The sequence below is a fragment of the Mesorhizobium sp. M0047 genome, from assembly GCF_040323315.1.
Lineage (GTDB): Bacteria > Pseudomonadota > Alphaproteobacteria > Rhizobiales > Rhizobiaceae > Mesorhizobium.
In genome coordinates this window covers 270,822-296,597 of sequence record NZ_JAMYUW010000003.1, presented here as the reverse complement: position 1 = coordinate 296,597, position 25,776 = coordinate 270,822, and the positions used below count along the sequence as shown (strand labels likewise).

Genomic DNA, 25,776 nt, shown 5'->3' with positions numbered 1-25,776 from the left:
GGCCGGGCTGATGCCCGGCCGCGAGCCGTCAACGCTTGCCCAGTTTTGCCAGTTCTATGACCGAGGCAGCGGTATCCTTGGTGACGAAGCCGGGACCTGTCGGATAGTCGGCGATCGGCGTGATCTTGTACTTCTTCCAAAGATCGAACATGGCGACCGGGATGTAGCCCATGGCATATTGCTGGGCATCGATACCCCACTCCATCTTGCCGGCAACTACGGCCTGCAGGATCGTGGGAGAAAGGTCGAATGTGCCGGTTTTCACCTTGCCGGCGAGGCCCATTTCATCGAGTGCGGCCAGCGTCGGCTCGGCACCGCTGGCGCCGACTGCAAGAACGAACTGCGTGTCCCCATGAGCGGTCATGTAGGCGGTCACTCGGTTTTTCATTTCGGTCGGGTCGATGACGCCGTTCATCACCGGAACATCGACACCGAGACCTTTGGCAAAACCGGCACAGCGGTCATCGAGGCTCGAATTGCCTACTTCATGGTTGGCGCAGACCGCTTTGTTGATGCCGAGCGCCTTGATGCGCTCGCCGGCCATGACGCCCGCCTGGAATTCGTCCTGGCCCATGAACAGCAGGCCGCCAAGGTCATGCGTCAGTTTGGAGCCGCCGGAATCGATGACGATCACCGGAATGCCGGCGGCAATGGCATTCTTGACCGGTGCCGAGAGAGCTGCCGCGTCGGGGATCGAAACAACCATGCCGTCGGGCTTCGAGGCCGCGATGGCGTCGATCATCTGCCCCATCTTGGCCATGTCGAATGTTTCGGGCGCCAGATATTCAGCCTTGACCCCAAGCGTCTTGGCTGCGTCGTCCATGCCGTTCTTCACGACCGACCAATAGGGGTCGCCGCTCTGGCCATGCGTCACAAACACCACGCGCGTTTCGTCGGCGGCCGCAAGGCTCGTGGCCGCCGTCATCATTGTAATGCCGGCCAGCAGGCCGAGCGCAGGCTTTATTAATTTCGCAAGCGAAAACATAATAACCTCCTGTTTGTTTTCCGCCGCCGCAATTACGGTCGGCAGTCCAGTTGCCCCTTCAGTCCAGTCTCATTCATCAGCACTGGTTCCCTGGAGGCCGCATCGCGGCCTCGATCATTTCAAGACTGTAAATCCGGCCTCGCTGGCCATGCGCGACAGATTTTGGAATCCCATTGTCGCATAGATCAGCGGGTTGGCCTTGTTTGGATCCTGCTCGGCCTCGACGACCAGCCAGCCGCTGTAGCCGCTGTCCGCAAGCACCCGCAAAATGGCCGGATAATCGATGAACCCGTCGCCGGGGACCGTGAAGATCCCTTCCATGACCGCGCCCATGAAACTCATGTCCTCGGCGCGGGCACGATCAAGGACGGACTTGCGCGCGTCCTTGCAATGCACATGCACGACGCGTTTGACATGCGCCTTGACCAAAGCCAGCGGGTCGCCGCCTGAAAATATCGAATGGCCGGTGTCGTAGAGAAGGCCGACCGCCTCGCCGGTGTGCCGCATCAGCAAGCCCACCTCGGCATCGGTCTCGACGATGGTCCCCATATGATGATGGAAGGCCATGCGCACACCGAAATCCGCCATCCTCTCGGCCAGCGCGGTCAGTTTTCTGCCATAGGCCGGCCATTCCTCCGGGCCGAGGGCCGGGCGCTGCGAGATCGGCCCCCAAATGGCATTGTGGCGCCCCCGCGACGTGTCGGCATAGACGACGTGGGTCGAGCCCATATCCTTCAGAAGCTGGAGATGCGGCGTGATCGCATCCATTTCCGCACCGACTTCCTTCTCGTCGCAGCAGCCATCATACCAACCGGAAATCACAGCAAGGCCGTGCCGCGCCATGATAGGCCTCAGTTCAGCCGATTGGCGCGGAAACTTTCCGCCTAGCTCGGTGCCGGAATAGCCGGCCTGCTTGGTTTCGCGAAGACAGACCTCGAGCGGAGTGTCGCCACCCAGTTCCGGCACGTCATCGTTGGTCCAGGTGATCGGATTGATGCCTATGCGAACCTTCACGGGCGAACTCCTGATTGCTTGAGCTGGCCAAGGTGGTGCCGCGCGAGGCCGGCCAGCAGCACCATGTCGCGACGCGCGTGTTCGGCCGTGTTGCGCACCGGCGTTCGTTCGACGATCGCCGACCAGAAACCTTTCAGTTCTTCGACGAACGCCTCTTCGTAGCCGCTTCGAATCTCCCGGCTGGAGAGGGTGTGGCCGTCGCTTGCCCGCAGGCTCAGCTGCGTCGGCTGGTGATTGAGATAGGGCGAGGGGAATTCCAGCTCGAGCGCGGCGTCATCGAAGTAAAGCGTGATGCGCTCGCGGTAGTCGGCGAGCCCCGGAACGGCCAGATGCGCCATGCTCCACAGTGCCTGGCCGCCGAGCAGCCGCACGGCGCCGTGGCCGCCTTCGCCCCTCGCGAAAAGCGAGGCGCCGACAATCTCGCCATCCGCGACGCCGAGCGCATCGAGCAGCCCATGCACGGCGTTCACGTCGTGCACGAGCGCCGAACAGTAGGCGCCGACAAAGCCACGAAACGCGTCGGGATCGTCCAATCCGGGCACCGCGCGGTTCACCTGCTCGCGCTGCCTGGCTTCGGTCAAGGCAGCCAACCCCGCCGCGACGTCGTCACCCCGGCATGTCGAATGGTGCCGCACGAACGGCCACGCGTCGGGATCGCTGACCTCGACCGAAATGTAGCGAAGCGTTTGCGCTGTGCCCGGCAGCATTTTCAATGCCGCCTCGTAGCTCGGATCGAAACGCTTCATGTAGCCGACCTGAAGCACCACCCCGGCGCGATCCCTGGCAGAGATCAAGTCGTCGATATCCCCGGGGTTATAGCAAAGCGGCTTTTCGCAGAAGACATGCAGCCCTCTGGCAAGGGCGACGAGAGCCTGTTCCCAGTGCAACGCATCCGGCGAGGCGATGACCACGGCGTCGAGCGGCATGGCGAGAAGCTGGTCTAGATCGGCGAATGTCTCGAGGCCGAACTCGTCGCCGACAAAGTCGCGGACTTTGCGCGAAGGATCATAGACGCCGAGGATCTCGAACTGCCGGTGCAATCTGAGCAGATTGGGAATGTGCTCGACCTGGGCGACACCGCCCGCACCGATCACACCCACCTTTATGCTTTGCATCGGTCAGCCCCATCTGAACCTGATCGCATTCTTCTTGAGCCTAAGGCTGCTTTGGTTCCATTGTTAGAACCAGATCGTTCTGATTTTGTGGAACCACGATGAAGACCAGTTTTCCGATCGACGGCATTGCGCTGGACCGCGAGAGTCCCGCCAATTTGCATCGGCAGCTCTATGTCCAGTTGCGCGACCTGATCGAGCACCGCGTGTTGCCGAGCGGTCACGCGCTGCCCTCGACACGGGTCATGGCGCGGGACCTGCACGTCGGCCGCAACACCGTGATTGCCGCTTGCGACCAACTGGCGCTGGAAGGCTACCTGGCCATACGGCCGCGCAGGCCCTCCGTGGTGATGGATCTGCCGACCAGGTTGGCGGTGCAGGAACACGTCTCGTCAGCGGACGAGAACCCGATATCCTTGCGTGGGCAGACCATGCTCGCCCAACCCTACCATCATGGCCGGCCCGGCATGCTGGCATTTCACCCCGGCATGCCTGATCCGGACAACTTTCCTTTCAACACCTGGTCCAAGCTGCTCAGTCGTCGTGCAAAATTTGCGCATATCGACCTTTTCGGGACCTATCACGTGAAGGGCTATCCTCCGCTTTGTGAAGCCATAGCTCGCTATCTCACGGCTTCGCGCGGCGTGAAGTGCAGCCCCGAGCAGATCGTCGTGACCAATGGTGCCCAGTCGGCGTTCGATCTTCTTGCTCGGCTGCTGATCGATGAAGGCGACACGGTATGGATGGAGGAGCCAGGATACTACGGCGCGGGTTCGGCCTTCGTCTCGGCGGGAGCGAAGCTGGCCCCGCTGCGGGTGAGCAATGCCGGGTGGGACCTTGATCCACCGCCTGTCATTCCGCGCATGATTTTTGTGACGCCCTCCTGCCATCACCCTCTCGGGATAACCATGCCGATGGAACAGCGGCTCAACCTACTGCACATGGCCGAGACCTGGCGCTCATGGATCATCGAGGACGACTATGACGGCGAATACCGTTTTCAAGGACAGCCGATTCCCGCGCTGCAGGGCATCGGCGCGTCGAATCGCGTGGTCTATGTCGGTACCTTCGCGAAGATACTGTTTCCAGCCATGCGCCTCGGCTTTCTGGTGGCGCCCAAGGCCATCGACCCTACCATCGTATCTGCGATGAGCGTGACCGGCCAGTTTGCCCCATTGCTTACCCAAGCCGCTCTGGCCGACTTCATGAACGAGGGCCACTTCACCCGCCATCTCAGGCGCATGCGGCGTCTCTATGCGGACAGGCGGCAGTTCTTCCTGGAAAGCTCACAGAGACATCTCGGAGAATGGCTGGATTTCCACGCCACCGAGTCCGGGATCCAGGTTGTCGGCATTTTCCGCGAGGGATGTAACGACACCTCGATTGCCGAGGCGGCGCTCCAGCACGGGATCAATGTGTCGGCCTTGTCGATTCAGTACCGTCACGGCACGAAACAGAACGGCCTTGTCATGGGCTTTGCAGCTGCTGATGCGCAGACAACCGAAAAGACCATGCAGAAATTTCGGACCGTGCTGAAAACCTGTTTCCCAAAAAGCACCTGATCTTGGCCAAAATGCCGAGATTGATCATGCCTTGAGGCCGAGCTGTTGGTGAGGATCCGACGCGTCCATCGCCAACAAAAAGGCGCGGACGATGCCCGCGCCTTTTGTATTCAACCTTCCGAAGCTCAGTCCTTCTCGAAGACACGCGCCTTGGCGACGACGCCGGCGATGGCGCCGCCGATCAACGGTGCAACGATGAACAGCCAGAGCTGGCCGATCGCGGCAGTGCCGGAAAACAGCGCCGGGCCGATCGAACGGGCCGGGTTGAGCGAGGTGCCGGTCACCGGGATGATGGCGAAGTGCAACCCCGCCAGCGTCAGGCCGATGACCAGCCCGGCGAACGCCGTCGACTGCTTTTCAGCCGTGACGCCGAGGATTACGGTGACGAAGGTGAAGGTGCCGATCACTTCCCACAGGAACGCCGAGCTGACACCCCATTTGGCCACGTCCCAGCCATTGGCGCCGAAGCCGCCAGTGTGTCCGCCAACCTGGCCGAAGACAATGATCCACAACGCCAGCGAGGCGAGGATGGCGCCAATGACCTGCGCGATCCAGTAGGGGATGACGTCCTTGGCCGGCAGCCGGCCGGCAAGGAAGACGCCGAGCGTCACCGCCGGATTGAGATGCGCGCCCGAAATCGGGCCGATCGCATAGGCCGCCGCAATGAGGCCGATGCCGAACGCCAGGCCGATGCCTTCCTGCCCGAGCGGCAGAGCGCCGCCGAAACCACCCGTAACCACCGACGCCGTACCGATGAACACCAATAGAAATGTGCCTAGAACTTCCGCCAGATAAGTTTTCATTGCCCTCTCCTCGTAGCGATCCGCCGGTCCGTCTTTTCTGCGCCGCGAATCATGGCGCCAAGAGTATTCTCAACGGAAAAACTTGGGAAGCAGAGCGGTTGCACCACGTGCCATGCTTGAAGTCGCCGGTCACGAATATTAGAAACCTTTCATCTATTGATCGATCTGCTGCCGCAGGCCTGAGGCATTTACTGGTTGGGTCGCTGGTCTCGGTTTGGATTGCCGCGTCGTCGCCGGGCGCAAGCGGGGTTCAATCCAGGCGCGAAAGGCTCTAAGAGCAGGCTGAGATCATGTGCTCGATTTGGTGGAATGACGAATGCGACTGGGCGGACGGCTGGCTGCGGCCATCGAAGTGCTGGAAGACATCGGCCGGCGCCACCGGCCGGTGGCGGACGCGCTGAAGGACTGGGGCTTGTCGCATCGCTTCGCCGGCGGCGGTGACCGTGCGGCGATCGGCAACATCGTCTATGATGCCTTGCGCCACAAGCGGTCCGCCGGCTGGCTTTTGGGCGAGGACACCCCGCGCGCAATCGGCTTCGGCGCCCTGCTGCTCGAATGGGGCCAGACGGCGCAATCGCTCAACGACGCGCTCGAAGGCGACAAGTTCGCCCCGCCGCTGCTCACTGCCGCCGAGCTTCAGGCAATCGCCGAACGCCGGCTTGCCGATGCGCCGGGCGCGATACGAGCCGACATACCGGATTGGTGCGCGCCGCTTTTCGAGCGGGCCTTTGGCCCGACTTGGGTCGACGAGGGAGCGGCGCTTGCGACACGCCCGCCGCTCGACCTTAGGGTCAACACCTTGCAGGCCGATCGCGTCAAGGTGCTGGCCGAACTGTCGGGTACCGGCGCGAAACCCGCGGCGATCGCCCCGCAGGGTATCCGCATTCCGCCGATCGACGGCGACGGCAGGCATCCGAACGTCCAGGCTGAGCCGGCCTTCCAGAAAGGCTGGTTCGAGGTCCAGGACGAAGGCTCGCAGGTGGTGGCCGCCCTTGCCGGGGCCGAAGCCGGCATGCAGGTGCTGGATTTCTGCGCCGGCGCCGGCGGCAAGACGCTGGCGCTCTCGGCTTCGATGGGCAATACAGGCCAGATCTTTGCCCACGACGCCGAAAAGGCGCGGCTGGCGCCGATCTTCGACCGCATCCGTCGTTCGGAAAACCGCAATATCCAGATCGTCACCAAGCCGTCCGAACTCGCGCCGCTCGGCAACCACATGGATGTGGTGCTGGTGGATGCGCCCTGCACCGGCAGCGGCACCTGGCGGCGCCGTCCCGATGCCAAGTGGCGGCTGACGCAAAGGCAGCTCGATGCCCGCAAGGGTGAGCAGTCGACGATCCTTGATGCGGCCAAAACCTACGTCAAGTCGGGCGGCCTGCTGGTCTACATTACCTGCTCGGTCTTCGATGAGGAGAATGGCGAGCAGGTCGCGGCCTTCCGCGAACGCAACAGCGGATTTGTCCCGGTCGATCATCGCGCGCTCTGGGACGGCCGTTTTCCCGGCCATGCGGCAGCCGCCCGCATCGGTGCCGAAGGGGACATCTCGCTGTCGCCGGCGCTGAGCGGCACCGACGGGTTTTTCTTTTGTGCGTTGCGCAGGTCGGCCTGAATCTCGTCAGAGATCGCCAATCCCTGCCGGATGTGAAACCCCTGCAGGCGGACGAGGCCGATTGCTGCAGTGCAGCAAAAGCATTTGCCTGCCGCCGGTGCCTCTGCAATAAGCTTATCCGCATAAAGGAAAGCAGCGGCCATGGCAGCAAAGATCGTACCCGCCCCCGACTATGACGACCGCGTCAGGACATCCTTCGCGCGTCAGAAAGCGATGGCCACGATCGGCGCCGAACTGACGCTGGTGACGCCCGGCATCATCGAGATCGAGATGCCCTATTCGGCCGCGCTGACCCAGCAGCACGGCTTTCTCCACGCCGGCGTCATTTCGATCGCGCTGGATTCGGCCTGCGGCTATGCGGCGTTTTCGCTGATGCCGGAAAACTCGGGCGTGCTGACGATCGAGTTCAAGGTCAATCTGCTGGCGCCGGGCCGAGGCGAGCGCTTCCTGTTCCGCGGCTCGGTGACCAAACCCGGCCGCACCATCATCGTCGCCGACGGCCAGGCCTATGCCTTCGCCGCCGACGGCGAGGCCAAGCTGATCGCCACGATGACAGGAACGATGATGACGGTGGTCGGGCGCGACGGCATAGAAGGCTGATCCGATGGGCAACGTTACGCGACTAGGCGGCAAGGACGTCCTCTTCGTCATGGCTGCGCAGGCCGAATACGGCCCGCACCTCAAGCAACTGTTCACGCCACTGATGACGGGGGTAGGCCCGGTCGAGGCCGGCGTCAGGCTAAGCGCCGAACTCTCCTGGCTGAAGTCGCGGAAGGCGCTGCCGGATCTCGTCGTGTCGCTCGGCTCAGCCGGCAGCCGGACGCTGGAGCAGACAGAAATCTACCAGGCGGTCTCGGTCAGCTATCGCGATATCGACGCCTCGCCGCTCGGTTTCGAGAAAGGAGCGACGCCGTTTCTCGATCTGCCGGTGACCGTGCCGCTGCCCCTGCGAATTCCTGGGATCAAGGAAGCGACGCTATCGACCGGCGGCGCGATCGTCACCGGCGCGGCCTATGACGCGATCGCTGCCGACATGGTCGACATGGAGACCTTCGCTTGCCTGCGCGCCTGCCAGCTATTCGACATCCCGCTGGTCGGGCTGCGCGGCATCTCCGACGGCGCGGCGGATCTGCGGCACGTCGGCGACTGGACCGAATATCTGCACGTCATCGACGAGAAGCTGGCAGACGCCGTCACCCACCTCGAACAGGCGATCGAATCGGGCGCAATCCATTTCAGGGCTGCTGACGCGGCAGGTTTCTAGCGTTGCCGAACAGCACCCCGATCATCCTGAAGCGAACGGCATTGTCGCGGTTGACGTAGGTGATGGATCCCTGTTCATGGTGCAGAGTCCAGCGCCCTGTCACACCCGTGTCCCAGTCCGTGACATAGCCGTCATCGAGCATCCTCCAGTTCCCGCTGCGCGCCTCGCCATCATCGAGCAGCATGTGCGCGGCGCCTTCGTTCTCAAAATAGACGTAAGCCTCCTTGCCGTTTCGCTCCAGCACATGGGTCATGCCCGGAATGAGGATCGCAAGACTTTCCTTTTGCAGTGCCGGCATATTGTTCTCCTTGAGTGAATTCGGCGATTGCTTCGGCCATGGTCGCCACGTAAGGTCAAGCTACTTGACTATCTAGAGGGTGAAGTATCTTGACGAAAAAACCGAAGCGCCCGATCACATCGGCTGGCGGCTATGGCAGGCAAGCCGTGCCTGGCAGGCCGATTTTGCCACTGCGATGCGGGCCGCCGGTCACGGCTGGTTCACCGAAGCGCGCGCCGGATTGCTTGGACACATCGCCAGGGCAGGCATGCGGCAGTCGGCATTGATCGAACGCTCGGCAATCTCCAAGCAGGCGGTCCAGCAACTGCTCGACGGCCTTGAGGCGGAAGGTATCGTCGAGCGTCTGCCTGATCCGCAAGATGGCCGCGGTAAGCTGGTGCGCTACACCCGCAAGGGACTGGATGCCTTGCGAGACGGCGATCGTATCAAGATGGAGATCGAGCGCCGCTATGTCGGTCGCATTGGCGAGGAGCGGTTCACGGCGCTGATGGGCGCTCTGCGGGCGCTTGCGGCCGGAGAAGCTGCTGCAATGGGTGAAGACGATGGCGCTGAAGGTGAAGTCGTGGAATCGAAGTGACGGCCAGGCCTCGCAACCCATTGCGCCGACTCGTTTCTTTCTCTAAACGCTCGCCATGAAAACAGCCAATCATCCCGACACCGTCCTGATTGTCGATTTCGGCAGCCAGTTTACCCAGCTCATCGCCCGCCGCATCCGCGAGGCCGGCGTGTTTTCCGAGATCGTGCCGTTCCAGTCGGCCGAAGCGGCATTCAAGCGCATCAATCCGAAAGCCGTGATCCTCTCCGGCGGTCCGGCTTCGACCGTCGATATCGGCAGTCCGCGCGCGCCGCAGATCGTCTTCGATGCCGGCGTGCCGGTGCTCGGCATCTGCTACGGCCAGATGGCCATGTGCGTGCAGATGGGCGGCGTCGCCGAAAGCTCCGACCATCGCGAGTTCGGCCGCGCCTTTGTCGAGATCGAAAAGGACAGCCCGCTGTTCGAGGGCCTGTGGGCCCCCGGCCAGCGTCACCAGGTGTGGATGAGCCATGGCGACCGTGTCATCTCCTTGCCCCAGGCGTTCGAAGTGTTCGGCAAGTCGGAAGGCTCGCCCTTCGCCATCTTCGGCAACATCGAGCGCAAGATGTACGGCATCATGTTCCACCCCGAGGTGGTGCATACGCCGGACGGTGCCCGGCTGCTGCGGAACTTCGTCCACAATATCGCCGGCATCGAGGGCGACTGGACCATGCGCGCCTACCGCGAGCACGCGATCGAGGCCATTCGCAAGCAGGTCGGCAAGGGCAAGGTCATCTGCGCACTGTCGGGCGGCGTCGACTCCTCCGTCGCGGCGCTGTTGATCCACGAAGCGGTCGGCGACCAGCTGACCTGCATCCTTGTCGACCACGGCCTGATGCGCAAGGACGAGGCCGCCGGCGTCGTGGCGATGTTCCGCGAACACTACAATTTGCCGCTCATTCTGGTGAACGCATCGGACCGTTTCATCGACGCCCTTGAAGGCGAGTCGGATCCCGAGAAAAAGCGCAAGACCATCGGCCGGCTGTTCATCGAGGTGTTCGAGGAGGAGGCCGAGAAACTCGGTGGCGCCGATTTCCTGGCGCAAGGCACGCTCTATCCCGACGTCATCGAAAGCGTCTCCTTCACCGGCGGCCCGTCGGTGACGATCAAGTCGCATCACAATGTCGGCGGCCTGCCGGCGCGCATGAACATGCAGCTAGTCGAGCCCCTGCGCGAACTGTTCAAGGACGAGGTGAGGGCGCTCGGCAAGGAACTCGGCCTGCCCGAGAGCTTCATTGGCCGGCATCCATTCCCTGGTCCGGGTCTCGCCATCCGTTGCCCGGGCGGCATCACCCGCGAAAAGCTGGAGATCCTGCGCGAAGCCGACGCCATCTATCTCGACGAGATCCGCAAGGCCGGCCTCTACGACGCCATCTGGCAGGCCTTCGCCGTGTTGCTGCCGGTGCAGACGGTCGGCGTGATGGGCGACGGACGCACCTACGAATTCGTCTGCGCCCTGCGCGCCGTCACCTCGGTCGACGGCATGACGGCGGATTTCTACCACTACGACATGGCCTTCCTCGGCGCCGCCGCCACCCGCATCATCAACGAAGTCCGCGGCATCAACCGCGTCGTCTACGACGTCACTTCGAAGCCGCCGGGGACAATCGAGTGGGAATGATTCAGGCCTACCCCAACGCCGCCGAAAACACGCCATTGTGCGCCATAACCATTTGATAACAAATATAAATCCATTCAGAGACAATCAGCGACAATCGGTGCGCAGAGATTGAACTTGACGGACCGGCTGACGGACCTTCCGCATATTGCTAGCTCGGATTTTTCGAAGTACCGTCAGATCCAGTGAGGCTCTGACGGTACTTTTTTACGCCTTAAGGCATTGAAGATAAAACAAATTTTCTGCCGAAGAGCCTCGAAATTGTACTGACGGTACTTTTCAGGAGGTAGCGGGAATGCTGACGGATGTCGCCCTTAAAGCGCTGAAACCAAAAGAGAAAATCTACAAGATTGCTGACCGTGACGGCATGTATGTCCGGGTCATGCCCAGTGGCGCGATCTCGTTTCGGCTTGATTACAGGCTCAACGGACGCCGCGAGACGGTCTATCTAGGCAGGTATGGGCGGGAGGGAATCTCGCTTGCCTTGGCCCGAGAGAAGTGCCTCGACGCGAAGCGCGCTATTGGCGAGGGACGATCTCCGGCGATCGAGAAGCAGCGCGACAAGCGCCGCCTCAAAGAGGCGAAGAGTTTTGGCGAGTTCGGGGAGAAGTGGCTCACCGCCGCGCCGATGGCCGACAGCACGCGCGCCATGCGGCGCTCCATCTTCGAGCGCGAGCTTCTTCCGGCCTGGCGCAATCGCCTCCTGACGGAGATCACGCCGGACGATCTAAGAGCCCACTGTGGCTCCATCGTTGAACGTGGTGCGCCGGCCACCGCTATCCACGTACGAGACATACTGAAGCAGATTTACGGCTTCGCGATTCTGCACGGGGAGAAGGTGGCCAATCCGGCTGACGAAGTTGGGCCCGCATCGATTGCGACGTTCGTGCCAAAGGACCGCTCGCTTTCGCCATCGGAAATTCGCTTGATGCTGAAGCAGCTTGAGCACATCGCCACGCTCCCAACGATCCGGTTGGGAATGCGGCTCTACCTGCTCACTATGGTGCGCAAAAGCGAGCTGCAGGACGCGGTGTGGGACGAGGTCGATTTCGAGAATGCGGTCTGGACGATCCCGAAGGAGCGGATGAAGCGCTCGAAGGCGCATAACGTGTACCTGTCGCGCCAAGCGCTCGACATCATGATCGCCCTGAAGACCTGCGCCGGAAATTCCAGGTACCTTCTTCCATCGCGTTACGATGCGGATGCTCCGATGTCGCGCGCCACCTTCAATAGGGTCACTTACGCCGTCGTCGAGCGCGCGAAATCCGACGGGCTACCCCTTGAGCCGTTTACGGTTCATGACCTGCGGCGAACGGGCTCGACGCTGTTGAATGAACTTGGCTTCAACAGCGATTGGATCGAGAAATGCTTGGCCCACGAGGACGGACGCTCGTCGCGGGGTGTCTACAACAAGGCCGAGTATGAGGTGCAGCGCCGCCACATGATGCAGGAATGGTCGGACATCGTCGATGCCTGGGTCGGTGGCAAGAAATTCGTCCCGACACTCATTCCGCCGTTGATGCCGATCTTGCAGCCTGATCCTGCTCTCTGACCGGCGGAGCCCGACGCCGCGTCAAGTCCGGTTTAGGGGCGCGGAGAATTGGCTTTGAGCGGCGGGCTGCGAGCCATGCTTGAACCTCACTCAGATCCCAAACGACGCATCTCGGGCTTAAAGCGAAGCGTCGCGGAAATTCGCCCCGCTGTTCCATTTCGTAGATCGTACTGTCGGCAAGCGGGACCATTTCACGCAACTGGTGCCTCCGGATTGTACGCTTCAGTGCTTCTTCATTCGACCTTGTCATCTCGTACTCCTCAGCTGTGAGCCGAAATTGAAGGCGATTGTATGCGATGGGAAAAGAGCCTCAGCTCGGACGTCGTGTAATCGGCGGTTTCGACCTGTGATAGGGACAGGTCCACCTACGCCGATGGTTCGACTGGAAGATCGACTGCCTCGTTCGTGATGTATTGAAGGGGGCCTTCGCCGGTCGGGGGTTGGTAGCGGTAGGGCGCTACCGCCTTTCCCCTCACTCTGAAACCTTGCGATATTTTCTACGGTGTTGGGCGTGATGGACCTGTCTCGGTGCTGCAAAGATTGGGCGGGGAGCGGAAAGTCTGACCCGAAGCCGACGTACGTTGTCCACGACGCGAACGGCGGCTTCGCGCAGCATGCCGGTCATTGAAATCGGGCCTTCCACCGCCTCAAAGCAGACATTCCGGATAGCGCGCTATAGGTCGCGTCCGCGCCATAGGGTAGCCGCCACTGCTAGATAGGCAAACCTGATCCTTCCCGCCTGATGAGTCCACGCACAAAAGCTCGATGGCTGTGGCCCGGTCAGTATGCTGGCCACATTCCGTGGGTCCACGGCAGCTCAAATTGCCACCGCCGAGCGCAGCGAGCGAGAATGCGCAGCACCGTGCCGACCATGCTCCGGCCCGCGGCATTGGCCTGCATCCCGGGGCCAGCTTCCCGGCGGCAACCGCAGCGTTTAGTGAACTACTTCGGTGAAAAACGCCCGATGACCGAGATGATCGTGTCGCGCAGAGCCTTCTCGACCTGCACAATCGGCGTCGGATTTTCCGGTTCTTCCGAGCCGTTCGAATAGACATGGCCGCGCCACTCGGGCCCGTCGAATACGCCGCCGAGCGTGGGCTGGCCATCAGCGCCTTCAACGACGGAGCGGTATTCAGGATCCGAGATCAGCCGCCTCTTTGGCAGGTCCGGCAAGTGAAAAGGCACAGAGGTCCCGCTCCATGTCATGTCGGCCGGGTTCCTCAACTTGATCGTGACACGCCAGGCGCCGAAACTATAGCCTTCGGGCCGATAGATGTGAACGACGACGCGATCGGTCAGGACATTGTAGTTCTCGCGCACGAAGTCCTCGATAAGCTCGCGCATCTGCTCCGTGCTCGTCTTTCCAAGCTCCTGGCAGATCGCATCGAAGTCGATTTTGGTCCGCTCGGTAACACGGGCGCGGAGGAATTCGGTCCTGGAAGAGTCGGGTTGCATCACCATCTCGATTTGTGTTACAAGTCACGAGTTTTGTAGCACACGTTAACTCGATCTACAAGGGAACGGCATAGCAGCGTGAATCGGCCGTAGCTTTCACGGCGTCAGGTCTGGGCATGGAAGATGGACATTTTTGATTCTGGACCCCGGCTCGGTTCACCCTATGGCGATCCTTCTCGCCAGGCGGTCGCCGCCTTGCGTGGCTACGGCTACCAGCTCTATGCCTCAGGCCTTGCCTGGGTTGGACTGGCTGACGGCGAACTGCTTCACCTTGAGGTGGCAGAGGATTATTCCGTCACGACGCGCCACGCCTTGGCCGGCACCCAGGTGAAGGACACGGCGGCGAGCGGCAAGATAAGCTTGCAGTCGGTCGATGTGCGTGCGGCAATTGATAATTTTGTCGACACGGTCGCGCGCAATCCTACGCGAGTGGTCTCCCTGCATTATCTGACGACCGCCGAGATCGGTCTCGAGCGCCGCAAGGATCAGCGAGTCGATAGCCGACCCGCATTGCATTACTGGCGTCAGGCCGCCGCTGGTGCCGATGTTGCGCCATTGCGCAAGCTGCTCGAGGCCCTCGATTTGAAACCCGCGACGAAGGCCTATGTCGGGGCGCGAGACGACAAGACTTTGCGATCGGAGATGCTCGCTCGAATCCATTGGCACTGCGGTGCATCAAGCTTTGAGGACCTTCGAGATGAGCTTGAATCGGGCCTGATCGAACTTGTCGCCTCGGCGAGGCGCTTGTCGAGCCAGGTGGCCAGGAACCTGTTGCCGGCAATGGTCGAGCGCCTCTTGCTGACTGCAACGTCCAAGGGCTCTCGCCAATTGCGTCGCGCCGACCTGCTCCGTCTGGTTGATAGCGTCTCGATGGTGTCTGTGCCCGTCGATCAACTGCCTGCAGCCTTCAGCGGATCGGCCGGCCCTTTCTCACGCCCTTCGCTGCTCGTTCCGACGAGCGAACTTCCGATGCCTTTCCTTGTCGCACCACGCACAGAACTCGTGGCGGACATCAATGCAATTCGGTGCAGGACGGGAATCGCAATCGCCAGTGCGGCAACAGGCCTTGGAAAAACGCTTCTGGCAAGGCTCGCCGCGTCACGGACCAACGATCATTGGGTCATCGTCGATTTTCGCGACCTTGGCCCCACGGAGACGGCATCGCGCCTCTCCGTCGCATTGGGGGAGCTGGTGGTGCGCCCACCGACGCATGTCATATTGGATGATCTGAACGAGATCGATCATCCCACCGTACGCGACCTTCTTCTTCGGCTGATGGCAAGCCTGCGCCGTCGCGACGCGACCGCGATCATCACGACATATCGACCACCGGCGCCGGCGACACAACATCTGCTGTCTCCTCAGCAATCGCCTGTCGTTGAAGTCCCCTATTTCAGCGACAGTGAGGTGTCAGCCCTGGTCAGCTCGACGGGCGGAGAAGTCAAATACGCTGATGCCGTTCATCGCGCGGCTTCGCTGGGCCATCCGCAGCTTACAATAGCAATACTTCTGCGCCTGTCCGCGGCCGGCTGGTCTCGGGCGTCGGTCGCAGCACTGCTTGGCGGTAACATCCAGACCGAAATGAGAGCGGAGCGCCGCGCGATGCGGCAGCGGCTTGTCGCTGCGGTCCCGGCAGAAGCGCAGTCGCTGCTGCTTCGAACCAGCTTGATTGGCGGCACGTTCGACCGTGGCCTGGCCATTACACTCGGGGCAGTCGCTCCACCCGTTGCCCTTGCTGGCCTGTCGCTTGACCGCCTTGTCGGCCCCTGGATCGAGCCATGGCATGGAGACCGTCTTCGCGTATCGCCATTACTTGAAGGGGCAGGACTGGAGGTTTTCGCCGCGGCAGAATGTCGGGCTATTCATCGCTGCATCGCCGACGCCCTGATGCGCAGCAGGCGTCTTTCAGTGCTTGACGCTGGCACTGCCATGCGCCATGCGCTGAAGAGTGACGAGGCGACGCTGGTTGTCGCCTTTGCGGACAGCGTGATCCGTTGCAACGCCGAGGCACTCGAACTTGTCACTCCCTTTCTCGGCGAACTTAGTTCGTTCCAAACGGACATCGCGATATTTCCCGCAAATCCCTTCGCGTCCGTGATGATGCGGTTTGCTCAGCTCTTGTCCCTGCTTCCCAACGGTGCTCCTGCAGACGCTCAGCAATGCTGGAAGGCGCTTGAACGGGAGCGTGCTGACGTCAAGGGACAAGTGCTGTTCGAAGGCTCGGTTCTGTCGAAGCTGTTGGTCCATGAACGTGCGGGCGAGCTTTTTCCGTCATGGATCGACCTTCTCTTGCGCTTCGACCGTTTGACTGAAACCGATACGCGCTTGGCGGAGGTCAGCCAAGGTTTCCAATCCCAGAGAGGCGGAAATCACGTGAGCGGCGTGCTGTTCGCCACTCAGATGCGCAACATCACGACAGTTGCGGGTTTCCGCGCCCTGCTTGAGCGGCTCGACCAAGAGCCTGCCGGGCTGCGGGAACGACTTTTCTCCTCCTTTCAGGTCGGGCGTGGCGACATATCGATCCTGGTCATGCACGCATGGCTGAAGGAGTCGCGAACGGACGCTTTCGATTGGGAGGCTGCGGCCGGCCAATATGGTGCCTGCGCGGATATCGCGATAAGATGGCGGAACCCGACGCTCGCGGTTCGTTGCGCGATAGCCCAGTCGATCTGTCTCGATGAGAGCGGGGATGATGCCGAGCGCGCCTTTGCTTGTCTTGCGGACGCGGAGAAGCGGTTTGGTTTCGACATAGCGCTGGTGCGTGCTCGCGCCAAGATCCATTGGCGGCGGCGCGATCATGCCGCAGCCTTGCCCTTGCTCGCCACCGCAGCACGCGCCGGCGGCCAGGACGCGCTCGAGCGGGCCTACATCGCCAGGGAAGCAGGCATCAGCGCCGCCGAATTGGGCGACTGGGCCGAAGCTGAGCGTTGGTTCGAGCAGGCATGGACCGAGGCATCTGATCTGCAGGTACCGTCGGTTCGGGCAATGGCGATCGGCTTGCTTGCCGATACCGCGCATGCTGCGTGTTGCGCCGGACGTCCTGACGTTGCCGTGATGAAGTTGCGTGAGGCCTTGGAGCAGTTGCCAACGATAGATCCTGACGGAACGCTTGCTGAAGCGTATTGCCATCGCGTGGTGAGGCATGCGGTTTTGTGGCTGTTCAATGAACTGACGCACAGCGTGCCCGCGGACGTTCAGGACATTCGCTATGCTCCTGGTTGCGCCAGCAACCTGGAGCCTCCAGAAGAGATCCGGTCACATCCGCTGGGCGACCTTGACTTTGCCTATTACATGCTTGCGGACGCCGACGAGGCTCTGCCTCGGCCGACAGGGTTCCACCTGGAATTTCGGCGGCATCTGCTTAAGGGACCGATTCTTTCGTCGGAAATTTCGCGGATTATCGCGGCGGGTCGCAAGGCCATCGTCAGCCACAACGCGACGGACTTCGTGCCGCTGCTGCGCCATCACGCGGCAATGGGCGCCATGGTGGCGGCTGGCGGTGGACGCGACTTGGGCGAGCAACTGCAAAACCCCGAGCGCGGCGTCGTCCCGCCCGCGATCATAGATGACGCCGCGGATCCGGAGGTCTTGCGCGGAGGTGAAGACATGCTTCTCAGTTTCTCGATCGCAGCCGCGCTTGCAGGTGCGTTCGCCGCTGTGGATAGCGTCGTTCAAGCCGGCTTGGGTACGGCGGAGATTTCTGGCTTGCACCCGCTTCTTGAGCGAATGGCTGGCAAGCAGAAAACAATCGGCACCGATCGCCAAGGGGCGGCACTGTCCGTTGATACCCTTCGGCGCGATGTGACGGGCGAGCCCGTTATCCTTTGGTGGGCGGGCGCATGGATGCTTTTCCACGTTCGCGCCTCGAAGCTGCGAAGCGGAGTGGCCGAGCCGCTCGTTTCCTGGATCTTCGACAAGTGGTCCGATCTTGCAGGAGAAGGGCGTTTCAGGCTGGCGACGCCCACCGTCAATGTGCCGCCGATCGCGGCGGTCCTCTCGGCTTCGGACTGCTCTCTGCCGAACGCTGCGCGTCTTCTGCTTGCAGCCGCGCCGGCTGCATCGGTTCGTATGGGGAAAGACGTGCGTGAAAATCTGGAATTGTTGGCAAAGAGCGACCGTTGACCGCCGCCGCGCCGCAAGGATCGCTCTGGGCACTTCGGCGAGCGTCGTTTCCAAAGTCGTCGTCGCTGTCTGAAACATAGAAATCGCCGAAATGGCAATCCTTTTCATCTCGCATCGAAGGCCCCTTTGTCGTTGAGATATCGAGATCGGCGAAGCTTGCGATCAGGATCCAAATAGCGCTCCGCGAACAGATAGCGCATGATGGGCCTTGCGTGCCCGTTCCGCCGCTCTTCGAGTTGGACGGCTGTCCATGAGGTGAGGGGATCGTGGCATCAATCGTCTTCGTTCTCGGCCTGATCGGCTTCGCCTTGTTCACAGATGGCGGGCAGGAGGCGCTGCTCTCTAGCTCAGCGACCGTGCAGGGCTCACTTTCGATCCTGTGCGGAGCCCTCATTCTTTCAGTGGTTGGCTTCCTCTTCATGATTTCGCTGGCGACCAGGCGGCGGCAACAGCAATTTGCCGTCGCTGCCGCGAGCATGTTCATGGTGGCTTTCACCGTGGCCGTCGGCCTCACAGGAAGCGATAGACAGGCCCTAATCGGCGTTGTCGCCTTTGCCTTTGCGCTGATTCCGTGGCTTTGGTTCACTAGCGTGCGCGGCCTGGTCAAAACGGCAGCCGTCCTTCAGGCCTTCCGCGTCAGGATATTATCACTGGCGCTTTTGCTGTTTCTGACATTTGCAGTGTTTGCCTCTGCGATCGGCAGCATCTTCGGTCCGGTCGGCTCATGTTTTGCGATCGGGGCCTTGATTGTCGCGATCCTTGGCTGTTTTGCGCACATGCCAGCGCGAAGAAATGTCTTTCGGGGCGTGATCCTGTCGACGGTGGCCGGCTTTGTCTTTTACCGAGCGGCGCCGATCCGTGAGATCCCCGAACCAAAGCTGTTTTCGATCCCCGCCGCCTTGGCATGTCCAAAAGGGGCAGCTCCGGCAGGGATGATGCAGGTCGAGACATCCTTCGATTGTTGGCTCGCCAGTAACCAAGACAAGGACGGCCAGGCGACAATGCTTCTGGTGGAAAGCGCTGGCGGCGGCATACGGGCTGCCGAATGGACGGCGACCGTGCTCTCGGAACTCGACCGCCAGGTGCCGGACTTCTCCAACAGACTCTTTGCAATTTCAGCGGTTTCCGGCGGCTCGCTTGGATCTGCAATTTATGTCGGCGAGCTTGCCGAAAGACCGCGCCGGCCGGACTGTCGGCCTTCGCAGGCCGGAGGGCTTTCGCCTTGCGCGCGCGCCATGCTTGACGGCGAGTTTCTCGGGCCCGTCGTTGCCTCGGCGCTCAGCGGGGATCTGCTCAGGACGATCTTCTGGCCAGCGGCCCGATTGTTCGATGATCGCGGCATTAGCCTTGAGCGCGCGTTTGAGCGGTCTTGGGCCGATGCCTATGGATCGGCCTTGTTTGCCTCATCGTTGAACGCGCTTTGGCCGCAGCGGCCCTGGCCGGCGCTGATCATGAACTCGACGCTGACGAGTCGCGGCCTGGTCGCCGTCACATCCAATTTCGGCGACGTCGGGGCAGCGACGCTTACGCTCCCCGACATTGAAATCTTCGGTTTGGGCCTGCCGACCACACGCGTTAGCACGGCCGTCGTCAACTCCGCCCGTTTCCCGGGGATTTCGCCGGGCGGCAGGTTCACGCTTCATTGGGGGACTGACGCGTCGGGCACGCCCTTCCCCATCAGTCCGAGCGTGGTCGCTTCTTATTCCGGCAAGGTGGAGGAACGTTATTTCGACACTCTGGTCGACGGCGGGTATGTCGATAATTATGGCGCGTCGTCTCTGCTGCGGCTGACCGAGCAGCTCGATGACATCCAATGCCACAGAATCCGGGAACGAGCGAAGAACGAGAACCGCTATGCCCGTTCTTGCTCCGAGCTCCTGGCGACGAAACGCTTCGTCAGATATGTCCTTATCCAGATCACGTCCGATCCCACCCTTGCGGGCAAGTGTGATGCTCCGCCTGAACTTAATCTGGGTCTTGACACCACCATTTCCGAATCGCCCGACATCCTGTCGCCCTTCTTGACCCTGATGAGCACCAGATCCCTTGCAGGGCTCGGTCTGTCGAAGCGATTGTCCGATCACATCGATCACCTCCGCCTGGGTGATACCCAGTCCCGGACCTGGGGAACCTTCGCGGCTGGCGACAAGATCGTCGAACACACCTATTTTCACTTCGGGCTCGGCCCACTTGAGGAATTGCCGCCCTTCGACGATCAGGTGCAGGAGTTTGCGTTCCTCACGCATATGGCGCAGCGCCGCCAACACGGCGACCCGGAAGCCGACGTCCAGCTTGACGGAAAGGCCGAAGCGCAGCGGCGGCTGAAACAGGAGGCAAGCCGGTGGGTGCAGGAGCCAACCTTCGAAAGCCCTGTGCCGCCATTGACCTGGGGGCTCGCTCCGGACTCGAAAGCAGCAATTGCGCGGCACTTTGAGCAATGCGGAGCCTGGGCAGTGCCGCAATTGCAGGAGATTGCCAGCAAGGGGCTTTATTATCCGCGGCCGGAACTTGCCTCGCAAGGCACCGCTCCCGCCAAAGACAAAGGCACCCAGGATAAGACCGCCGAGGGAAAGGATGAGCCCCATTAGAACAAAGTACTGTGCTCACTTGATTGGGAAGGCGACTCCTTGCAAATCATATCGATGGTGGAAAAGGAGCCCAGCCCCGAAATTGCGCGCGGTTCGAGCCCGGCATCGCGGGGGCCGGCCGGTGCCTATATCGAAGGTGAGCTCGGCGCGCTGTATCTGCTCGCGCTGTTGACGGGCAATCGGGCACCCGGTTTGCCCGACGCCCGGGTCGTCAGCGTTCGGTTCCAGGGCACGGAGCAAGGGTTCAAGCTCGATGACTTGATAGTCTCGGGCGCGGGATCGGCGGGCAACTTCATCCTCGAAATCCAGTCGAAGCGGGATATCACTTTCTCGTCCGGCGATGCCGTCTATCAGGATGTCGCGTCGCAAATTGCGCGGAGCGTGGTGGGTTCTGTCCCGGAAGTCCGGCACTTTCTCGGCATCGCGACGCAGCGGACCAGCCGCAAGATTTCTGGCGCCTATCAGGATGTGCTCAAATGGGCGCAAACCGCGGACAGCGCGACAGCGTTCTTCAACCGCATCGACGCCAAGGGCGTCGCGAGCAAGGACATGCGCGACTTCGTCGCGACGACGCGAAAGCATTTGATCGCCGGCGGCATCGCTGACGATGACCAGGCGATCTGGTCGCTTTTGCGGCGAATGCTCATCCTCGAGTTCGATTTCGAAGCGACGGCGCCGATTGCCCGGACCTATGGTCTGGCGCTCGCGCGGGTGGCGCTGGCAGACGAGGATGTCGCCCGTGCCGAGGCGCTATGGAGCCGGCTGACCGACCTGTCGATCAAGACCGGGACCACTGGCGGTAAAATTGATCGAGATAGCCTCAGGGCCGATCTCGCCGAGGCAGGGTTCCGGCTTGCCGGGGAGCGCGATTATGGGCCGGCACGCGCCAAGCTCGCCGAGCTCGCGCAGAATACGCTTGCCCATATCGGGACGAGCGTGGCAGGTGTGACCTTGCCGCGATTGGAAGCTGTCGCTGCGGTTGACGATGCATCCGAATCACATCGGTTCATTGAAATCCGTGGGAATACCGGTGTCGGCAAATCCGGGGTTCTTCGGCATGTCGCCGAACGCATGGCGCGCCAGGCACCGATTATCGTGCTCGACCGCGACGCGACGCCGCCAGGCGGCTGGCTGCCGTTTTCCAACGCGCTCGGCATCCCGGGTTCGGCTGTCGAGTTTCTGACCGATTTGGCCGCGAGCGGCGGCCCGACGCTCTTCATCGACGGCATCGACATGTTCGACGATCGCGGACGCCAGCGCACGATCATCGAGCTCATGCGGGCGGCGAGCGCGATCCCTGGCTTTACGGTAATCGCAACCATGCGCGCGGTCGGACATAGCGATGTCGAACCCTGGCTCGACGAAGGGATAGGTGCAGTCCTGGGCGGCGCGCACCAAATAAGCGTCGGACCGTTGTCGGAAGATGAAGTCGCGATACTAGTCGATCAGGCGCCGGATCTCCGGTTGCTGCTCCACCCCGAGCATCCCGCCGCCGGTCTTGCTCGTAATCTTTATCGGCTATCCCGGCTGCTGACGGTGCCGAGCGCGACCGAGGTTCGCACCGAAGCGGCAATGGCTGACCTATGGTGGAAGAGAGCGGACGGCACGCCTGCTCCCGAGGTGCGCGCAGCGCAGCGGTTGCTGGCCACACTCGCGGCCAGTGCCTTGAAGGGAGAAGACGGCATCGATCTGCTCGAGGATTCTTCTGCTCGGTCGCATCTGCTCGGAACGCTGACGCTCAGGGAAGTACGTCGCGACCGGCTCGATTTCTATCACGACGTGCTGCGCGACTGGGCGATCGGGAACTACATCGCAGAGAATCCGAGCCGTCTGACCGAACTCGATCTGAGTGTGCCCGTATCGCCGCGCGTTGCGCGCGGTATCGAGTTTGCCGGCCGCCTCGCGCTCGAGAAGGGGACAAATTGCAGCGCCTGGACCGATCTGCTCGCGCATCTGTCTCCGCAAGAGGCGCACGGATCATGGCGGCGCCAGGCGATCCTCGCCTTGCCGCGGTCGGAGGCTGGCTTCGAGCTGCTCGAAAAGTGCGGCGCTGGCCTATTGGCGGACGGCGCAGCTCTCCTTATCGAATTGTGCACGACGATCGCGGCGGCCGAGACCGTAGCGACGGCCGACTTGATGACCATGCGGGACGGGTCCAAGGTCAATCTGCCGCGCTCGTATCGTACAAATATTACCGGGTCAGCAGTTCTGGTGCTGCGCTGGGTGGTGGCGCATGCTGCCGAGATCCCGATGTCCGCGATCGGCGCGGTGGTAGAACTGGTCCAAATACAGATCTATCTTCTCAAGCACCTTCGATTGTTCGCCGAGCAGGCGGCCGTCATGCTGTTCGGCTGGCTGCGTCAGCTCGATGTTCGCGACGCCGAGGTGACGATCCCCGGAGACCGAAGCTTCGGCCGGCTGGCGAGCGATGTAGGGCGTAGCGCGATCGAGCATCTGCGCCTGACTGCCGTGTTGCTTGGCGAATTCGCGCCCGATCAGTTGAAGGCTTATTTAAGGGAACTCGGCGGCGAGCGGGACAGCTACAAGGTCAAGGCGATCCGGCCGTTTTCCAAGATGATCGCGCCGGTTGCGCCGGCCGAGCTTACGGACCTCGTGTTGTCGAGCCTCATCGAGAAGAGGGCGCGGCGCGGCCGCCATGACCGCTCGATGGAGCGAGCCTTCACCTTCGCTGACGGCGACTATCTGCCGGCCTCGCCAGCGCAGCCGCCATTTCTCGATCTGTTGGAGTCCGGGGCGGCCGAAGGGTTGAGACTGATTCGGACGCTGGTTGCGGAAGCGATAGCGTTCAACACAAACGGGCTTGCGCTGGAAGACGACGGCTTCACCGTCGATCTCGGCCATGGCACGCGCTTCTTTCCCTGGACTTCGAGCTACTTGTGGTCTCGCGACCAGAGCCACGAATATTCAGCAGCCTCCGGACTGAAGGCCCTCGAGGCGTGGAGCCAGCAGCGCCTCGACGACGGTGTCCCCGTCGATGAAGTGCTCACCGACATCCTTGGACCCGAGGGCAGCTGTGCGGCCTATCTGCTTGTCGCGATCGACGTGCTGCTGTCGCATTTCGGTGTCGGTCGTGATGTTCTCGCGCCGTTTATCGCAGCCCCTGAGTTGCTGGCTGCCGACCACGCGCGGCAGATCCATGATCAAATCGGGTCGGGGATCGATTTTCCAATCGGGAAGGAGCCGGATGGAAAGGTCAAGCTCGCCGACTTGAAAGCCCGCCCGTCACGGGGTGCGTCCTTGCTTGACATCGTGCCCAATTATATGGGCGACGATGCCATTGCGAACCGTCTGCGTGAGCAGCTGGGCGCCGCGATCCAGAACTTGGAGCCCTATGAACCTTATTCGAACTGGGGCGATGCGCGGTTCATCGCACGCTGTGCCAACAACATGCTTCAGCGGTCGAATTGGACAGACATCGGGGAGGGTAAGCTGGCCTATCAGCCGCCCGCGGATGAGGCCGCTCATTTTGCAGCGATGGAGGGGAAGCGGGGCGAGTTCCTCCGATCGACCGAAATCGAGGCGCGCATCGGTCTGGCTATGGGTGGAGAAGGCGAGCACGCCACCGCCTCAACGGCACGCGATGCGGTCGAGTATGCAGAGGGCGATCTCCCCGACGACAGTGATACCGATGTTCTCAAATCGCGCTCGACGAGGCTGATCACGACTGCCTTGCTGGTAGCACGCGATGGGGATGACGAGCTGCTCGCGACGCACGAGAAATGGGTTCGTCAGGTCATCTCGGTCGCGTTGGAAGAGCTGTCCGATCGCGGGGGTGGTTCGCAGCACACGCTGCGCTTCAACCGCCCGGCGATCGCGACGCTTGCGCTGATCCATCTCTGGGGGCGCAACGGGAGCAACGCGGACCGAGATGCGCTGATCCGGCTCGCGACGCGCGATGATCGCAGCGTCGCGCCGGCCTTTTCCGCCGGCCTCTCGCGAATCCTCGAGATCGAGCCTAGGCTCTTCAAAGCGGCGATGCGCGTGGCGTTCGCAAGCATGACCGGGCGCTGGAAGAGCTATCAGGAGGACGAGGCCGAACATGCGCGTTTCGAAGCGGAGCGGGCCGCAGCGATTGATGCAGCGGTCTCGGCCGAGGTCGCCTGGCTGGATGGCGGCGCCGAATCTGCATGGCCGACATGGCCCAAGGAGCGTCCACATCTGCGCCGCGGCTCGCGCATTCGCGTTCCTGGACCAGTCCCGCCGGCACAGTTCGACGAAGACGAGGCGATCGAGATCGTCCACGTCGACAGCACGGCTGCGGCGCAGTGGCTGGCGATGATCCAGGCCGCGCCTAAGGGATCGATCGGCTGGCGGCAGGAGGTGGTCGCGGCCTATGCTGACTGGACCGCGCGGATGAACGGGTTGGGGCTGTCGGTTGATACCGAGATCGACCGCGATCCCCACGACTGGAACCTGCACTATTATGCGCTGTTCGCCGAGCGGCTGCTCGACGGCATGCCTATGTCGTTCGATACCGATCTGAAGCTCGTGACCGATTTGCCAGACGAGCCCTTCTGCGAGGTCGCGCAGACGGTCATGCATGCGGCCGACGCGCTCTATTTCAATGATCCCCAGCGTACCGCTTCTCGGCCTGCCGATTTGCGCGCCAAGCTGGTTGAGCGGGTGATCGCGCTCAAGCGGTGGGAATATGCCGGCGATCCGGCCAGCTCGCGGATCGACATGGAAAGTGGCGGGATCATCGCGAAGATGCTCCTCAGTACCCACGATCCATTCAACGGGACAAATAGCTATCTCCCGCCACTACTCTTCGACCGCGTCGACCCGCTGCTAGCCACAATGCGCCCCCTGCTGCGGGGCGGCCCGACGGTGTTCGTGGCGCTTTGCACTATGAAGCTGCTCCTCGTTGCGCCGCGGGCACGGCACCTCGACTTTGTCCTCGATGCCGTGGAGGCCTGGTTCGATAGCACCCGCGCGACGGGCCTGTGGATCACCGCTGGTATCGGCGGTCGCGTCGTGCGCTGGTTCGAAGCCGCGTTCGCCCAACAACCGGAGCTGCTGATCCCGGCGCATCCCGCGCGGGGCCGGATCGACCGCGCGCTGGGCAATCTGACCGGGGTCGGCGTTGCTGAGGCGCACGAGCTGGAGCTGCGAGTGCAAGCGGCGGCCAGCGACACGCTGGCATCGGTCGGGCATCCGGATCGGGGTAGCTGAGAAGTTGATACTACGCTACCGCGCAGAAGG

Annotated in this window: 18 protein-coding genes; 10 read left to right on the top strand and 8 right to left on the bottom strand. The window is 62.0% G+C overall.

From position 1 onward, the window contains the following. Positions 1-28: 28 nt before the first annotated feature. The 3 genes from NKJ89_RS04625 to NKJ89_RS04615 all read right to left on the bottom strand — a co-directional run bounded on the left by NKJ89_RS04625 (position 29) and on the right by NKJ89_RS04615 (position 3,114). On the bottom strand, positions 29-985 hold the full coding sequence (locus NKJ89_RS04625) for a rhizopine catabolism ABC transporter substrate-binding protein (protein ID WP_352600301.1): 957 nt from the start codon (positions 983-985) through the stop codon (positions 29-31). A gap of 114 nt (positions 986-1,099) precedes the next feature. Next, positions 1,100-1,999, bottom strand: a complete 900-nt coding sequence (gene iolE, locus NKJ89_RS04620; protein WP_352600298.1) for a myo-inosose-2 dehydratase — start codon at positions 1,997-1,999, stop codon at positions 1,100-1,102. After that, a complete protein-coding gene (locus NKJ89_RS04615) occupies positions 1,996-3,114 on the bottom strand; it encodes a Gfo/Idh/MocA family protein (RefSeq protein ID WP_352600297.1) in 1,119 nt (372 codons plus the stop codon). Before NKJ89_RS04615 ends, iolE begins: the two co-directional genes overlap by 4 nt. 98 nt (positions 3,115-3,212) lie before the next feature. On the opposite strand from NKJ89_RS04615, the gene mocR reads away from it, so the two are divergent. Further along, complete coding sequence (mocR, locus tag NKJ89_RS04610; RefSeq protein WP_352600295.1) at positions 3,213-4,673, top strand: rhizopine catabolism transcriptional regulator MocR; 1,461 nt, start codon at positions 3,213-3,215, stop codon at positions 4,671-4,673. A 125-nt stretch (positions 4,674-4,798) separates the two neighbouring features. Here mocR and NKJ89_RS04605 read toward each other — a convergent pair whose 3' ends face one another. Continuing rightward, entirely contained in the window at positions 4,799-5,476 is a 678-nt protein-coding gene (locus NKJ89_RS04605; RefSeq protein WP_352600293.1) for an MIP family channel protein, read from the bottom strand. Between the two features lie 316 nt (positions 5,477-5,792). Between NKJ89_RS04605 and NKJ89_RS04600 the strand changes: the two genes are divergently transcribed. The 3 genes from NKJ89_RS04600 (at position 5,793) to NKJ89_RS04590 (ending at position 8,346) form a co-directional block, all read left to right on the top strand. Further along, positions 5,793-7,082 (top strand): RsmB/NOP family class I SAM-dependent RNA methyltransferase, encoded by a 1,290-nt coding sequence (locus NKJ89_RS04600; RefSeq protein WP_352600291.1) that lies wholly within the window; start codon positions 5,793-5,795, stop codon positions 7,080-7,082. A gap of 141 nt (positions 7,083-7,223) precedes the next feature. Then, positions 7,224-7,682, top strand: a complete 459-nt coding sequence (locus tag NKJ89_RS04595) for a PaaI family thioesterase (protein ID WP_023756802.1) — start codon at positions 7,224-7,226, stop codon at positions 7,680-7,682. A gap of 4 nt (positions 7,683-7,686) precedes the next feature. Further along, positions 7,687-8,346, top strand: coding sequence for a 5'-methylthioadenosine/S-adenosylhomocysteine nucleosidase (locus NKJ89_RS04590; RefSeq protein WP_352600289.1), 660 nt, complete (start codon positions 7,687-7,689; stop codon positions 8,344-8,346). On the opposite strand, the gene NKJ89_RS04585 is transcribed toward NKJ89_RS04590, so the two are convergent. Then, positions 8,318-8,644, bottom strand: coding sequence for a hypothetical protein (locus NKJ89_RS04585; protein ID WP_352600287.1), 327 nt, complete (start codon positions 8,642-8,644; stop codon positions 8,318-8,320). The two genes, NKJ89_RS04590 and NKJ89_RS04585, sit on opposite strands and share 29 nt — an antisense overlap. Positions 8,645-8,723: 79 nt before the next feature. Here NKJ89_RS04585 and NKJ89_RS04580 point away from each other — a divergent pair, with 79 nt between their 5' ends. The 3 genes from NKJ89_RS04580 (at position 8,724) to NKJ89_RS04570 (ending at position 12,388) form a co-directional block, all read left to right on the top strand. Then, the gene (locus NKJ89_RS04580) at positions 8,724-9,221 is read left to right on the top strand and encodes a MarR family winged helix-turn-helix transcriptional regulator (RefSeq protein WP_352600285.1); all 498 of its coding nucleotides are present in this window, start codon (positions 8,724-8,726) and stop codon (positions 9,219-9,221) included. Positions 9,222-9,276: 55 nt separating this feature from the next. Beyond that, positions 9,277-10,839: a glutamine-hydrolyzing GMP synthase gene (gene guaA, locus NKJ89_RS04575; protein ID WP_352600283.1), complete on the top strand. Its 1,563-nt coding sequence runs from the start codon at positions 9,277-9,279 to the stop codon at positions 10,837-10,839. 292 nt (positions 10,840-11,131) lie between these two features. After that, positions 11,132-12,388, top strand: coding sequence for a tyrosine-type recombinase/integrase (locus tag NKJ89_RS04570; protein ID WP_352600281.1), 1,257 nt, complete (start codon positions 11,132-11,134; stop codon positions 12,386-12,388). On the opposite strand, the gene NKJ89_RS04565 is transcribed toward NKJ89_RS04570, so the two are convergent. The 3 genes from NKJ89_RS04565 to NKJ89_RS04555 all read right to left on the bottom strand — a co-directional run bounded on the left by NKJ89_RS04565 (position 12,342) and on the right by NKJ89_RS04555 (position 14,503). Then, positions 12,342-12,638 (bottom strand): helix-turn-helix transcriptional regulator, encoded by a 297-nt coding sequence (locus NKJ89_RS04565; protein WP_352600279.1) that lies wholly within the window; start codon positions 12,636-12,638, stop codon positions 12,342-12,344. The two genes, NKJ89_RS04570 and NKJ89_RS04565, sit on opposite strands and share 47 nt — an antisense overlap. 692 nt (positions 12,639-13,330) lie before the next feature. After that, positions 13,331-13,843: a hypothetical protein gene (locus tag NKJ89_RS04560; protein WP_352600277.1), complete on the bottom strand. Its 513-nt coding sequence runs from the start codon at positions 13,841-13,843 to the stop codon at positions 13,331-13,333. 225 nt (positions 13,844-14,068) lie between these two features. After that, a complete protein-coding gene (locus tag NKJ89_RS04555) occupies positions 14,069-14,503 on the bottom strand; it encodes a hypothetical protein (RefSeq protein WP_352600275.1) in 435 nt (144 codons plus the stop codon). A 120-nt stretch (positions 14,504-14,623) separates the two neighbouring features. Between NKJ89_RS04555 and NKJ89_RS04550 the strand changes: the two genes are divergently transcribed. From NKJ89_RS04550 to NKJ89_RS04540, 3 genes are all read left to right on the top strand, one after another. Next, positions 14,624-17,965: an ATP-binding protein gene (locus NKJ89_RS04550; protein WP_352600273.1), complete on the top strand. Its 3,342-nt coding sequence runs from the start codon at positions 14,624-14,626 to the stop codon at positions 17,963-17,965. 1,082 nt (positions 17,966-19,047) lie between these two features. Continuing rightward, on the top strand, positions 19,048-20,553 hold the full coding sequence (locus tag NKJ89_RS04545) for a hypothetical protein (protein WP_352600271.1): 1,506 nt from the start codon (positions 19,048-19,050) through the stop codon (positions 20,551-20,553). 39 nt (positions 20,554-20,592) lie between these two features. Further along, complete coding sequence (locus tag NKJ89_RS04540) at positions 20,593-25,746, top strand: NACHT domain-containing protein (protein ID WP_352600269.1); 5,154 nt, start codon at positions 20,593-20,595, stop codon at positions 25,744-25,746. Positions 25,747-25,776 lie beyond the last annotated feature (30 nt).

Excerpts from the sequence above, each read along its gene's own strand:
- NKJ89_RS04595 (WP_023756802.1), top strand. The coding sequence starts at position 7,224 with ATGGCAGCAAAGATCGTACCCGCCCCCGACTATGACGACCGCGTCAGG.
- NKJ89_RS04625 (WP_352600301.1), bottom strand. The coding sequence starts at position 985 with ATGTTTTCGCTTGCGAAATTAATAAAGCCTGCGCTCGGCCTGCTGGCC.
- NKJ89_RS04585 (WP_352600287.1), bottom strand. The coding sequence starts at position 8,644 with ATGCCGGCACTGCAAAAGGAAAGTCTTGCGATCCTCATTCCGGGCATG.
- NKJ89_RS04550 (WP_352600273.1), top strand. The coding sequence starts at position 14,624 with ATGGTCGAGCGCCTCTTGCTGACTGCAACGTCCAAGGGCTCTCGCCAA.
- NKJ89_RS04600 (WP_352600291.1), top strand. The coding sequence starts at position 5,793 with ATGCGACTGGGCGGACGGCTGGCTGCGGCCATCGAAGTGCTGGAAGAC.
- mocR (WP_352600295.1), top strand. The coding sequence starts at position 3,213 with ATGAAGACCAGTTTTCCGATCGACGGCATTGCGCTGGACCGCGAGAGT.
- NKJ89_RS04570 (WP_352600281.1), top strand. The coding sequence starts at position 11,132 with ATGCTGACGGATGTCGCCCTTAAAGCGCTGAAACCAAAAGAGAAAATC.
- NKJ89_RS04565 (WP_352600279.1), bottom strand. The coding sequence starts at position 12,638 with ATGACAAGGTCGAATGAAGAAGCACTGAAGCGTACAATCCGGAGGCAC.
- NKJ89_RS04555 (WP_352600275.1), bottom strand. The coding sequence starts at position 14,503 with ATGGATTCGAGCGAGCATCTCCGATCGCAAAGTCTTGTCGTCTCGCGC.
- NKJ89_RS04590 (WP_352600289.1), top strand. The coding sequence starts at position 7,687 with ATGGGCAACGTTACGCGACTAGGCGGCAAGGACGTCCTCTTCGTCATG.
- NKJ89_RS04560 (WP_352600277.1), bottom strand. The coding sequence starts at position 13,843 with ATGCAACCCGACTCTTCCAGGACCGAATTCCTCCGCGCCCGTGTTACC.
- NKJ89_RS04605 (WP_352600293.1), bottom strand. The coding sequence starts at position 5,476 with ATGAAAACTTATCTGGCGGAAGTTCTAGGCACATTTCTATTGGTGTTC.
- NKJ89_RS04615 (WP_352600297.1), bottom strand. The coding sequence starts at position 3,114 with ATGCAAAGCATAAAGGTGGGTGTGATCGGTGCGGGCGGTGTCGCCCAG.
- guaA (WP_352600283.1), top strand. The coding sequence starts at position 9,277 with ATGAAAACAGCCAATCATCCCGACACCGTCCTGATTGTCGATTTCGGC.